11 protein-coding genes are annotated in these 12,829 nt (G+C 56.4%); 4 read left to right on the top strand and 7 right to left on the bottom strand.

Annotation, left to right across the window (positions count from 1 at the left end):
- Positions 1–48: 48 nt before the first annotated feature.
- Genes FKN99_RS11415 through FKN99_RS11405 form a run of 3 tightly spaced genes read right to left on the bottom strand, consistent with a single transcriptional unit; the run spans position 49 to position 3,072 of the window.
- The gene (locus tag FKN99_RS11415) at positions 49–1,428 is read right to left on the bottom strand and encodes a TRAP transporter large permease (RefSeq protein ID WP_253927031.1); all 1,380 of its coding nucleotides are present in this window, start codon (positions 1,426–1,428) and stop codon (positions 49–51) included.
- A 42-nt stretch (positions 1,429–1,470) separates the two neighbouring features.
- Complete coding sequence (locus tag FKN99_RS11410) at positions 1,471–2,013, bottom strand: TRAP transporter small permease (protein ID WP_172117957.1); 543 nt, start codon at positions 2,011–2,013, stop codon at positions 1,471–1,473.
- Positions 2,014–2,070: 57 nt separating this feature from the next.
- Positions 2,071–3,072, bottom strand: coding sequence for a sialic acid TRAP transporter substrate-binding protein SiaP (locus FKN99_RS11405; protein WP_172117956.1), 1,002 nt, complete (start codon positions 3,070–3,072; stop codon positions 2,071–2,073).
- 314 nt (positions 3,073–3,386) lie between these two features.
- Between FKN99_RS11405 and FKN99_RS11400 the strand changes: the two genes are divergently transcribed.
- Genes FKN99_RS11400 through FKN99_RS11390 form a run of 3 tightly spaced genes read left to right on the top strand, consistent with a single transcriptional unit; the run spans position 3,387 to position 7,315 of the window.
- Complete coding sequence (locus FKN99_RS11400; RefSeq protein WP_172117955.1) at positions 3,387–4,550, top strand: fumarylacetoacetate hydrolase family protein; 1,164 nt, start codon at positions 3,387–3,389, stop codon at positions 4,548–4,550.
- Positions 4,551–4,586: 36 nt separating this feature from the next.
- The gene (locus tag FKN99_RS11395) at positions 4,587–5,891 is read left to right on the top strand and encodes an L-fuconate dehydratase (protein WP_172117954.1); all 1,305 of its coding nucleotides are present in this window, start codon (positions 4,587–4,589) and stop codon (positions 5,889–5,891) included.
- A complete protein-coding gene (locus FKN99_RS11390) occupies positions 5,888–7,315 on the top strand; it encodes an FAD-binding oxidoreductase (protein WP_172117953.1) in 1,428 nt (475 codons plus the stop codon). The genes FKN99_RS11395 and FKN99_RS11390 overlap by 4 nt, the downstream gene beginning before the upstream one ends.
- Before the next feature lie 78 nt (positions 7,316–7,393).
- Here FKN99_RS11390 and FKN99_RS11385 read toward each other — a convergent pair whose 3' ends face one another.
- The 4 genes from FKN99_RS11385 to FKN99_RS11370 form a co-directional block, all read right to left on the bottom strand.
- On the bottom strand, positions 7,394–8,689 hold the full coding sequence (locus FKN99_RS11385; protein WP_172117952.1) for a TRAP transporter large permease: 1,296 nt from the start codon (positions 8,687–8,689) through the stop codon (positions 7,394–7,396).
- Complete coding sequence (locus FKN99_RS11380; protein WP_087111113.1) at positions 8,686–9,225, bottom strand: TRAP transporter small permease; 540 nt, start codon at positions 9,223–9,225, stop codon at positions 8,686–8,688. The genes FKN99_RS11385 and FKN99_RS11380 overlap by 4 nt, the downstream gene beginning before the upstream one ends.
- Before the next feature lie 57 nt (positions 9,226–9,282).
- The gene (locus FKN99_RS11375; RefSeq protein WP_172117951.1) at positions 9,283–10,269 is read right to left on the bottom strand and encodes a TRAP transporter substrate-binding protein; all 987 of its coding nucleotides are present in this window, start codon (positions 10,267–10,269) and stop codon (positions 9,283–9,285) included.
- 299 nt (positions 10,270–10,568) lie between these two features.
- Positions 10,569–11,471: a LysR family transcriptional regulator gene (locus tag FKN99_RS11370; protein ID WP_172117950.1), complete on the bottom strand. Its 903-nt coding sequence runs from the start codon at positions 11,469–11,471 to the stop codon at positions 10,569–10,571.
- 150 nt (positions 11,472–11,621) lie between these two features.
- On the opposite strand from FKN99_RS11370, the gene FKN99_RS11365 reads away from it, so the two are divergent.
- Complete coding sequence (locus FKN99_RS11365; RefSeq protein WP_172117949.1) at positions 11,622–12,827, top strand: CaiB/BaiF CoA transferase family protein; 1,206 nt, start codon at positions 11,622–11,624, stop codon at positions 12,825–12,827.
- The last annotated feature ends 2 nt before the right edge of the window (positions 12,828–12,829 follow it).

The raw sequence follows: 12,829 nt of genomic DNA, 5'->3' as shown, positions 1-12,829 counted from the left end.
TACTCCAAAGCCTAATATTGTTGTTAACGGCTAATCAGCCGGTCGTGCTCAACGGTATATCAGCGTGGGAAGCCACATGGAAATAGCCGGAATAAAAGTCACTAACAGCAAGCAGATCACCAGCGGAATCAGGAACGGAATGGTTCCTCGCATGCAGCGCTCAAAGCTGACATTGGATACTCGGGAAAGTACGTAGAGCACCATTCCCACCGGCGGCGTCAACAGGCCGATCATCAGGTTGAGCACCATAATCACACCAAAATGAACGGGATCGACACCCACGGCCACCGCCATGGGCAACAGGACCGGCACCAGGATGGTGATCGCGGCGATCGTTTCCATAAAGCAGCCGACAATGATGAGTACAATGTTGGCCATCATCAGTACGGCGAGTTTGCTATCGGCAAACGGCCCCATTAGAGCAATCACGTTCTGGGTGACTTGGTTACTGGTGAGTATCCAGGCAAATATTGATGCGGAAGAGACAATCAACAAAATGACCGCGGTTGTCTCGATGGTTTCCATACTGACTTTTAACAGCTTACGCCAGGTCAGGGTGCGGTAAACCACGATACCCAGTATCAGCGCATAGAACACCGCAGCGACCGCCGCCTCAGTAGGGGTAAACGCGCCGGTGATAATACCGCCCACGATAATGACGGGCGTCATCAGTGATAGAAAAGCCCGCTTAAAGGTATGCCCAAGCACGCGCATCGAAAATATCGCGTCACGCTGATAGCCGCGGCGGCGCGAGATGATAAAGATCATCAGCATTAACATCCCCCCCATTAACAGCCCAGGAATTAACCCGGCGGCAAACAGTTGGCCCACAGAGGCTGATGCCATAACGCCGTAAATGACCATGGGTAAACTCGGCGGGATAATCGGCCCGATGGTGGATGAGGCCGCGGTAATACCCACCGCAAATTCCTCATCGTAGCCTGCATCTTTCATCGCCTTCACTTCAATCATGCCAAGGCCACCGGCATCCGCCACGGCCGCCCCTGACATTCCAGAAAACACGATACTGGCGCCCACGTTCACATGCCCCAGCCCACCGCGCATCCAGCCCATCAGAGCCTTGGCAAAATTGAAGATCCGCTCCGTGATGCCGCCGTTATTCATCAGGCTGCCAGCAAAGATAAAAAACGGAATGGCCAGCAGTGGAAAGCTGTCGATACCGTTGATCATGCGGTGCGCTATGACGATGCTGGGCACTTGGCCTGTGATCAGTACAAACATCAGACAGGCGCCCGCCAAGCTAACCGCAATGGGAACCCCGAGCACCAACATTGTGAATAACGCGAAAAACAAGAAGCCGAGGTGATAACCCATCAGCGGTAATATTACGCACCCCAGCACGGCCAGTACCGAGAGAAGAGGCGACACTAACGGTTTTTGCCAGCGCATCATGGAAATTCGGGGCATAGCAGGCCTCTCGATAAAAATGGCATAACGGGAAACCACTTCTCAAACGTCATCGGTACGATCCCGGTACTTCAGATAGAGCCGCTGGATGGTACGTAGCGCCATTAATACAAACGCCGCACAGACCGTGAAATAGATGATGCTCTTGGGCAGGTCGACCGATACCATCAGGCTATTGGTACGTGCTGCCAGTTGATAGGCGATCCACGCCATTGCTATATAAAAGCCAAGGCTTACCAGACCCACCAAGCGCTCCAGTAAGCGTGCCTGCCATTCCGGCATGTAATGATAGAAGAACTCCACCAGGATGTGGCTGCCGTTGCGGGCGGCCATTACGCTGCCCAAAAAGCCAACCCCAATCAGCAGATAACGGGCAATTTCCTCAGTCCAGCCGATAGAACTGCCCATCACATAGCGGCTAAAAAACTGAGCGAAGACCACCAGAATAAGTGCCCAGAACAACGTCAGGGTCACAAAGTCTTCAATTCGATAATCACTCAGTTTGAAGGGGGCATCTTCAAAGGCGGATTCAAAATCCACCATAGGATCAATGCTGGGCGGTGCATCTTCGCGTGCGTCACTCATGGCACAATACTCCAGACACTTCGCTAAAAAATTAGCGAAGTGCTCGCTGAGGTTGGGTTATTGGCCGATAGCCTGTAGGCGATCGTAGGTTTCCTGATCCCAAGTGGCGGCATTGCCGTTATGGGCAGGTACAACGGCCTCACGGAAAATGTCGCGATCCACTTCGTTGATGGTATTACCCTGTTCCTCAAACCAGGCGACCAGCTCTGCCTCAGCCTGCAGGATATCCTGGGTGTTGTTCTCAGCGGCTTCCTGGAATACCTCGCGGAATATTTCCTGATCCTCTTCGCTCAGTTGGTTCCACCGCGGTCCACCTACGATCGTGATCAGCGAATCAGTAATATGGCCGGTCAGATTGATGTAATCCTGTACCTCATGAAACGCCTTGGCGCGAATGGTTGGCAGCGGATTTTCCTGCGCGTCAACCACGCCTTGCTGCAGGGCCAGGTAGACTTCATCGAAAGCAATCGGGGTGGGGTTAGCGCCTACTGCGTTAGGCATCATCATGTACATCGGCGCGTTGGGCACACGTATTTTGAGGCCTGCCATATCCTCGGGTGTATTGATCGGCGCATTCGACGTTACATGGCGTTCGCCATAATAATTGAGCGTCAGTGGCACGTTCCCGGTGGCATCCTGGTAGCCTCGGGCAATTTCCTGGAACAGGTCACTGTCAGCAAAGGCCTGCCAGTGATCAAAGTCACGGAACATATACGCAGCCCCCGCAATACCGATTGGCCCATAACCGCGGCCAGCAAACTGCGTGCCGGTATAAATGACATCCACCGTACCTAGCCCAAGCCCTTCGTTAATATCTTCCTCTTTACCCAAAGAAGAAGCGGCGTATACCTCCATGGTGTAACGGCCATCGGTGCGCTCTTCAATTTCATCCGCCGCCCACAGTGCCCACTTATGGAAAGGTTCCGACGTTTCATAAACGTGGGCAAAACGCAGGTTCTCGGCGGCCTGTACCGCACCGGCCACGCTGATACCTGCAGCGATTAGCGTAGCGGTTAACAGGCGAGACATGGCTAGGTGGTATTGGCTTTTGTAGCGCATCTTATTTTCCTCACAACCATTAGATTTATTGTTGGTTATTTGCGAGTAGCACTTGCGAATAGCAATAGCGGATGTAACCGATCATCTTGCTGTATACGTATCATACCAGCAGTTTAAAACCTAGCTGGTGGCCTTCAATTGCGCAACTACCTTCATCTAAACAGATTTGCCTATCGACCCGAAATGTAGCGGTGCGCTAGAGTAAGTCATGTTCTGGTATACCTGTCATACAGAGCAACACCTATTACAACCATCTATAACAACATAGGCGACAAGGCATGAGCTGCCGGTCGCCTGGCAACCAGGAGACGCTCATGCAACCACTATCACTGACTGATACTCTTCCCACCGACTTGGATAATGCCCTGCTCGTGGGCCGCGTATGGCTGGATGGCACACACCCGGGTCCCGCATTGGTCACAGTGCACGAGGGTAACATCATCGATATTACAGAGTTTGGCCCTACCATGGCTGACCTACTGGAACGCGACGATGTGCTGGAGGTGGTGCAACGCGCCGAGGGTGCATCGTTGGGCAATATCGAGACGCTGCTGGCGAACTCTCAACAGGCTCAACCACAAGCGCCCTACCTGCTCGCCCCCTGTGATGTTCAGGCCGTTAAAGCTTGTGGCGTCACCTTCGCCGTCAGCTTACTGGAGCGGGTAATCGAAGAGCAGGCGGGCGGCGACCCGGCTAAAGCCGTTGCGCTACGTGATGACCTGCAGGCACTGATTGGCACCGATCTTTCCAAGATTGCCCCCGGGTCTGAAGAGGCCATGGCGCTTAAGACAGCGCTTCAGGCACGCGGTGGCTGGTCACAATATATGGAAGTGGGTATCGGCCCCGATGCAGAAGTGTTTACCAAAGCTCAGCCGCTTTCCTCGGTAGGTTTTGGTGCGTCAGTAGGGTTGCATGCATCTTCACAATGGAATAACCCCGAGCCGGAAATCGTGCTAGCCGTGGACAGCCGCGGTCAGGTACGCGGCGCCACCTTGGGTAATGATGTCAACTTGCGCGACGTTGAAGGACGCAGCGCCCTACTGCTTGGCAAGGCGAAAGATAACAACGCCTCCTGCTCAATCGGCCCGTTTATTCGTCTATTTGATGATCACTTTACTATCGACAGCGTGCGCAACTGCCAAGTCGCACTGCGTATTGAAGGCGAGGATGACGACTTCCTGCTTCAAGGCGAGAGCGATATGCGTGAAATCAGCCGCGACCCGCTGGACCTGGTACGCCAAACCATCGGTGATCACCACCAGTACCCTGATGGTTTCATGCTGTTTCTGGGTACGATGTTCTCCCCTATCAAAGACCGCGATGGCAAAGGCCAGGGCTTTACTCACCACCTAGGTGATCGCGTCACTATTTCTACCCCAGCCTTGGGCTCCCTGGTGAACCCGGTGGGCAGAAGCGATCAGTTGCCGCCCTGGACCTACGGCATTCGCGAACTGATGCGTCACTTGGCCCGCCGCTGATCCTTCCACTGCTTAAATCACACCCCGGAGAACGCAATGACAACAATTACGCACGTCGAGATCCAGGATATCCGTTTCCCCACCTCGCGCTCGCTCGATGGCTCTGATGCCATGAATGCCGCACCGGATTACTCAGCCACCTATGTCATCCTGCATACCGATGACGAAAGCCCGGAAGGCCATGGCTTAACCTTTACCATTGGCCGGGGTAACGAGATTGTGGTCACCGCCGTGCATTCCCTGGCCCCGCTGATCGAGGGCCGCGAGCTTTCCTCCATTACCGACAATATGGGTGCGTTCTGGCGCGAGCTCACCGGCGACAGTCAGCTGCGCTGGATTGGCCCTGATAAAGGTGCGATTCACTTGGCAACCGCCGCCATCGTCAACGCCGTGTGGGATATGTGGGCAAAACGCGAAGGCAAGCCGGTATGGAAATTGCTGGTGGATATGACCCCAGAGCAGCTGGTGCGCTGCCTTGATTTCCGCTTTGTTACCGATGCGCTAACGCCTGAAGAGGCGATTTGCCTGCTGCGCCGCCAGGCTCCCGGCAAAGCGGCGCGTGAGGCCGAAATGCGCCGCGATGGCTACCCCGGCTACACCACTTCCGCAGGCTGGCTAGGTTACAGCGATGAAAAAGTACGCAGCCTGGCCCGGGAAGCGTTAGCAGAAGGCTGGACCCACTTTAAGCAAAAAATTGGCGGCGATATTGAAGAGGATGCCCGCCGTGCAGCGCTACTGCGAGAAGAGATCGGTTGGGACAACGTGCTGATGATGGACGCCAACCAGGTGTGGGAGGTCGACGAGACAGTCACCAAGATGCGTCGCCTGGCTGAGTTTGATCCGCTGTGGATCGAAGAACCCACCAGCCCCGACGATATTCTGGGTCACGCAGAGATCCGCCATCGCGTCGCGCCTATTGGAGTCGCCACCGGCGAACACTGCCACAACAAAGTGATGTTCAAGCAGTTCTTCCAGGCGGACGCCATTGACTACTGCCAGCTGGACGCTGCCCGCCTGGGAGGCCTCAATGAAGTGATTTTAGTCGTGCTGATGGCCGCCAAGTTCGGCGTACCGGTTTGCCCGCATGGCGGCGGCGTTGGGTTGTGCGAATACACCCAGCACATCTCGCTGTTTGACTACATCGCGGTATCCGGCGAGCTTGAAGGGCGTGTGCTTGAGTACGTGGATCATCTCCACGAGCACTTTATCGACCCGGTAGTGATCAATCATGGCCGCTATCAGGTACCCGAGGCACCTGGCTACAGCATTGCCATGCACGCGCAGTCTCAGGCACAGCATCGCTACCCAGAGGGTGCTGCTTGGCAGGAAGCGGACCAATGACAGACACTAATACCTTTCTAAATGAACTCACCAGCCTGCTTGGCGAGCGTGGCCTGCTGCGCGAGCCGGAGGCCATGGCGCGCTACGTAAGCGACTGGGCGGGCGATACACTGGGCATGCCGCTGGCCGTAGCACGCCCGACTGATACAACAGAAGTCGCTGAGGTCGTCAGGCGCTGCTATGCACAAGGTGTCGCGATGACGCCCCAGGGCGGCCACAGCGGCCTGGTGGCAGGCGCCTTGCCCGCCGCAAGCGGTCAAGAGCTGGTAATCAGCCTGGAGCGGTTAAATAGCGTGCGCGCCATTGATCCGATCAACTTCACCATCACGGTAGATGCGGGCTGTATCCTTGAAAACGTCAAGCTGGCCGCTTTTGAGCATGACTGCGAATTTCCGCTTTCACTCGGCGCCCAGGGCAGCTGCCAGATTGGCGGCAATATCGCCACTAACGCAGGCGGGCTCAACGTGCTGCGCTACGGCATGATGCGTGAGCTGGTGCTCGGCCTTGAGGTCGTGCTGCCGGATGGACGCGTGCTGGATAGCCTGAATGCTCTGCATAAGGACAACCGCGGTTACGACCTTCAACAGCTGTTTCTGGGCAGTGAAGGCACGCTGGGAATTGTCACGGGGGCTGTGCTCAAACTCTCGCCTCGACCTACCCAGAACCGCACCGCCCTGCTCGGCCTGCCATCGGTACAAGCGGTGATCGATCTATATAGTTTAGCGCGACGCGACTGCTGTGATTTGCTAACCGCCTTTGAGCTCATCCCCCGCCGCTGCATTGAGCTTGCGATAGAGGCAACGCCCGAGCTACGCGACCCGCTGGAAAGCGCTTACCCCTGGTACGTATTGATGGAAGTCGCGGCCACGGGACCAGTGGATCTAGGCGCCATGCTGGAGCAACTGCTGGAAACCGGTATGGAGCGTGAGCTGGTGCTTGACGGGGCGCTGGCATCCAGCGCTAGCCAATCCGCGCAGCTGTGGCAGTTCCGTGAAAGCATGCTGGAAGGACAGAGGCGGCGCGGCGAGCATTTGCGTACCGATATCTCAATACCCATCTCAGCCATTCCCGACTTTGTCACCCGCGCCAGTGACGTAGTAATGAACGCCTCTTCCGAGTGTGAAATCATCGCTTACGGGCACGTGGGCGATGGCAATCTGCACTTCAATATCTTGCCGCCCACTACGCTTCCTGACGCAGATAAAAAAGCCCACCTGCATGCCCTGGAAGAGCAGCTTTTTGACGTGCTCGATGAGTTTCATGGCAGCATCAGCGCTGAACACGGCATTGGGCGCACCAAGCAGGCAGCCTACCTGGCACGGTTATCGCCTATCGAGCTGGAGTTGATCAGCGGGGTTAAAAACCTGTTCGACCCGAAAGGGCTAATGAATCCGGGGCGTATTCTGCCTACCACTTCTACCTAAAAGCATCCACCGTAAACGTACACCGCCCCGCAGGTTAACCCTGCGGGGCGGTGTACGTTCATCAATATTCACAATCTTTCAGTAGCCCATCACCCCAGGCAACCAGGTGGCCAATCCTGGCACAGCAATCAACAGCAGAATCGTCGCTATAATAGGCAGCAAAAACGGCAGTACCGCCTTGACCACCTGGCCGTAACGCAGCCGGGTAATGCCCACCATCATGAACAACACCGTACCGAACGGCGGCGTAATGACCCCAACCGACAGGGTAATCACCATTACGATACCAAAATGCACCGGGTCTAGCCCTGCACTCAACGCGGCAGGTACCACGATGGGGGTAAAGATCAGGATACTTTCAATCACCGACATAAAACAGCCGATCAGCAGGAAGAACAGCGCAAAGCAGAGCAGCAGCGCAATAGTGGGCATATCGATACTGGCCACCTGACCGGCCAGGGCCTGGGGGATCCCCATACGCACCAGAATCCAGCCATAAAAGCTTGATACCGCAATGATCAGCAGGATGACCGCGCTGAACATCAGCGTACGTCGAAACGCGTCGTACAGGCTCTTCAAACTCAGGTCGCGATAGATCACCCCGCCCAGTATCACCGCATACAGAGAGGCAATCGCGCCGGCTTCAGTCGGTGTAAAAAAGCCACCCCAAATACCGCCAACGATGATCGCCGGCATCATCAAGGGTAAAATAGCCCGCTTGCCGGTTCGTACGACTTCGCCTGCATCAAACGGCACAGGAGCGGGCATTACAACTTTCCCCGTAGCGCCGAGTAAAACGGTCATGCCCATAAGCAACAGCGCCATTAAAATGCCCGGCACAAGCCCCGCCATGAAGAGCCCACCGATGCTTACATTGGCGAGCCAGCCATACACCACCAACGCAATGCTCGGCGGCAGGATCGGGCCGACCACACTCGAAGCCGCGGTAATCCCGGTCGTATAGTCGAGCGCATAACCACGCTCTTTCATCGCCTTGATTTCGATACTGCCAAGCCCGGCGGCATCGGCCACTGCCGTGCCGGACATGGTGGCAAAGATAGAGCTTGCCACCACGTTGGCGTGACCCAGCCCGCCTTTGGTACAGCCCACCAGAGCCGTCGCAAAATCAAATATCCGGGTGGTGGTCGAACCCAGGTTCATGATGTTGGCCGCCAGGATAAACAGCGGAATCGCCATCAAGGTGAAGTTGTTAAGCGTTTGCACCATGCGCAGTGAAAGCAGCTCAACCGGCAAGCCACCGGCCCCGGTTACCGCCAGGGCAATAAACGAGGTGACCCCAATCGACACCACCACGGGCAGGCCGATCATCATTAACAGCAGCAGCCCGCCGACGAATATCGCAAGTTCCATCATGGCGTTATCTCCTCGTGCGCGGGTTTATTCAACCACGTGACGGGGCCACGTAAGGTTTGCCAGGTGGCGATCAGCGCCATGGCAACAAAACTGAATAACAAGCCGTAATAGAGATAGGAGAAGCTGATACTCAACGAGACCGTTTTATTGTTGGCGCTCATATCGGACATGATCCAGGCGCCCCAGCTCGCCAGCACGAAAAAACCGACGGAGATAATGGCCGTCAGCCGATACTGCACCTGATGACCCAGCGCACTCAGCCGGTGACTAAACAGGTCCACGACCAGATGGTCGCTGCGCACCCAAGCGGAGATCGAGCCAAAACCAATGGCGTAAATAGCCAGCAGCGAGACGACTTCCTCGCTCCAGGGCATGCCCCAGTTGAGCAAATCGCGGGCAACCACGGCGGCCACGATCAAGCCTAAAATGCCGACTAATAGCGCTACACCCACGGCATCGCATAGGCGGGTGACATAGCGCAGGGTATAAAAAGCCAAACGATCGGCTCCGTTTGCGGGTGGCAGTGCTCCATCCACAAGATAACTCCTTACCTAAGACGGTGGCGGCATCATCATGCCTCCACCTGGTGATGATCAGTCGCTTGCTTGGCTCGCGCTGATAGCGTCGTCGCGTACACCGTCGGCCATTTCTGACAGCACACGATCAATGGCGGGCATGGCCGCTTCACGGAAGGCTTCAGTATCCGGCTGGACAACCGTCATACCCTCTTCCTGAAGGGCATCCAGATAAAAATCATCCAGTTCGAGCTCCTGCTCGGTGCCGTAGGCACGAGCGACATCAACCGCCTCAGAAATCAGCGCCTGATCCTCTTCCTCCAAACCGTCCCACCAACGCGCGCTGGCAACCCAGCTCCAGGGGAACTGCACGTGGCTGGTGGTAATGAGGTAGTCCTGCACTTCCCACAGGCGCCGCGTGTAGGGCGAAGAGAGGGAGTTTTCATGGCCATCAACCTGGCGGGTCTGCATGGCGAGATAGATTTCCGGCGCGGGCACGTTCACCACCTGCGCGCCCAGTTCTTCCCAAACTTCTAGCCAGATCGGCAGTGACGGCAGGCGTAAACGGAAACCCTGCAAATCTTCTGGTGTATGAATCTCTTTATTGGCAGTCATATGGCGCGGGCCACGGTGCTGAACCCCCAGAAACTTGAGGCCGCCCTGCTGTTCTGCCTGCTCGATCAGCGTTTGGCCCGATGGGCTATCGATATAGCTGTCTACCTCATCCCAGGTCGTGAACAGGAAAGGCACGGTAATGGCGTCGTACTCCGGCGCATATTGCTGGCGCCAGTTGCCGCCGGTGAGTGAAAGCTGGGTCTGGCCCAGGTTGAGCAGCTCCAGTACGGAATCTTCACCGCCCAGGGAGCCCGCGAGGAAAGGCCGTACGTTGAAGCGCCCCGGCGCCTGCTCTTCCAGGTACTCCGCAAAGCGTTCAACCGCAGCACTTTCAGAGCCGCCTTCACTCATGGTGTTGTTAACTTGAATTTCAATCGGGTTGGCCAGCGCGAAGGGAGCAACCGCTAAAATGCCTAATGCAGTGAGCGTGGCAAGTAGTGATTTTTGCATGAGATGTACTCTCTCAATTTGTCGTTATAGGCAGAATGGTGCGATGTTGTTCTATCGATCTTGAAACAAGCCGCCGATACGCTCAAATCGACGTTCGAGAAGGCTGACTTCGCAAAATACGATGGCTGGAGACTCCATGACAGCGGGCGTTTGAGGGCTCTCGTAAAACAGCACACGACTAAAGATGGAGAGGCATCGGCAGTCGTTAGCCAGGTTTGTTCAGGGCTAGCCGATAAGGGAGGGCTCAGAATGTTAATGAGCTTTCTCCAAACGCGAACCCGAAGGGGGAGGCGTAGCCTTTAAGAAGACGTCGTTTCAGCCTTAACCAGATGATCGACTAAATGACGGGCAGTGGCCGGTAGCGTGGCATAGCGGCGCATACCGATCACCAGCTCGCGCTGCGCCCAAGGGTCGCTAAGCGGAATACTGTTCAACTCCAGATCGCCCAATTCACGATAGATGGTCTTTTCAGGCAGTATGCCCACGCCCATCCCGTGATGAATCATGCGGCAAATGGCATCGAAGCTACGCACCTGAATGCGCATCCGTAACGCCTTGTCAGCAATATTGGCTTGTTCATGCAGTAGTGCTTGCAGCGAGGCATCCTGCTGGAGGCCGATAAAATCGAAGTCGAGTGCCTCATTGAAGGCAATACTTTCACGCGCCGCCAGCGAGTGATTGCCAGGCGTTACCAATACCAGCCGGTCATTCCGGTATGAAAGCTGTTGAAGGTCAGGTGCCGCGACATGCCCCGCGAAGATGCCGATATCGGTCAATCCATCGCGCACGGCCGCCACAATTTCGCTACTCACCCGCTCCTGCAGGTCGATTTTAATATCGGGGTAGTGGCAAGAGAAAGTGCTGAGATCCTGGGGAAGAAACGCAATAATGGCCGAGGTGTTGGAGTGGATGCGCACATGGCCGCGCACCCCTTCGCCATATTCACTTAGCTCTGCTTCCAGGCGCTCGATATTATCCATAATGCGCCGGGCGTGGTGCAGAAACGCCTGGCCTGCGGGGGTTAGCTCAACGCCTCTGGGGCGGCGATACAGCAGCGTGGTCCCTACCAGCGCTTCAAGGTCGCTAATCCGCTTACTCACCGCAGCAAGCGCTAGATGCTCGCGCGCGGCGGCGGCGGTTAGACGCCCCTCATCCGCCACAGAAATAAACAGCTTGAGCGTGACAAAGTCGAAGCGGCGCATGATCACATCTCTTAACCAACAGTCTGCTTATGCTAACGCATACCTTCGCCAGCCACGAACCCTTTGTTACCCATTGCCTAATTGTCGACCCTAAACGGCTGCCCCATGCTGGCGCTCACTACGAATAACGACAAGTAGAGGAGAGCCTTAATGAATGCTCCTGAAGCGCGCAAGCTTCCCTTGCAGGACCTAAAAGTACTTGAGCTAGGCCAGTTGATTGCCGGCCCCTTCGCCACCAAACTATTGGGTGAATTTGGCGCTGACGTGATCAAGATTGAGCCGCCCGGCACCGGTGACCCACTTCGCAAATGGCGAATGATTGAAGACGACACCTCGCTCTGGTGGCACGTGCAAACCCGCAACAAGCGCTCGGTGGCGCTGGATTTACGCAGCGAAGAGGGCCAGGCCCTGGTACGCCAACTTGCTGCCGAGGCAGACGTTGTCGTGGAGAATTTTCGCCCCGGCACGCTGGAGAGCTGGGGGCTGGGTTGGGAAGCGTTATCAGCCCTCAACCCACGGCTGATCATGGTGCATATCTCAGGTTACGGGCAGACCGGCCCCTACCGCGACAAGCCCGGCTTCGGTGTGATTGGCGAAGCAATGGGCGGGCTACGCTACCTTACCGGCCAGCCGGACGAACCCTCCGTGCGGGTGGGCGTGAGCATCGGCGACTCACTTTCCGCCCTTTACGCGGTGATCGGCACCTTGCTGGCCCTTCAAGAGCGCAACCGCAGCGGCCTGGGCCAGGAAATTGATGTCGCGCTGTATGAATCAGTATTTGCCATGATGGAAAGCCTGCTGCCGGAATTTGATGCCAGCGGCCAGGTCCGCGAGCCCAGCGGCAGCGCCCTTCCCGGCATTACGCCTTCAAACGCCTACCGCTGCCTGAACGGCGACTACGTGCTTATCGCCGGCAATGGCGACAGCATCTTTAAACGCTTGATGGGCGTGATTGGCCGCGAGGATTTAGGAAGCGACCCAGCACTTGCCCATAACGATGGGCGCAGCCAGCAAGCCGCCATGATCGATGCAGCCATTGAAGCCTGGACGCTAGAACGCCCGCGCGATGCCATTCTACAGGCCCTGGACGATGCCCGGGTGCCCGCCGGCTATCCCTATACCGCTGAAGATATCGCCTTTGACCCCCACTACCTGGCGCGGGAGATGATCCAAACCTTTACCCGCCCCAACGGCCAGCCGCTCAAAGTGCCCGGCGTACTGCCCAAGCTAAGCGCCACGCCCGGGCGCTTGGGCAATGGCGGCCCGAAGCTTGGTCAACACACCGACGACGTACTGGACGAGCTGGGTATCGACCAGCAAACCCGCACCAAACTGCGCCAGGCAGGCATCATTTAAGG

The organism is Halomonas hibernica, from assembly GCF_013183775.1.
Taxonomy (GTDB): domain Bacteria; phylum Pseudomonadota; class Gammaproteobacteria; order Pseudomonadales; family Halomonadaceae; genus Vreelandella; species Vreelandella citrativorans.
Note: the sequence above shows the minus strand (reverse complement) of the source record. Positions and strands in the feature narration are given on the sequence as shown.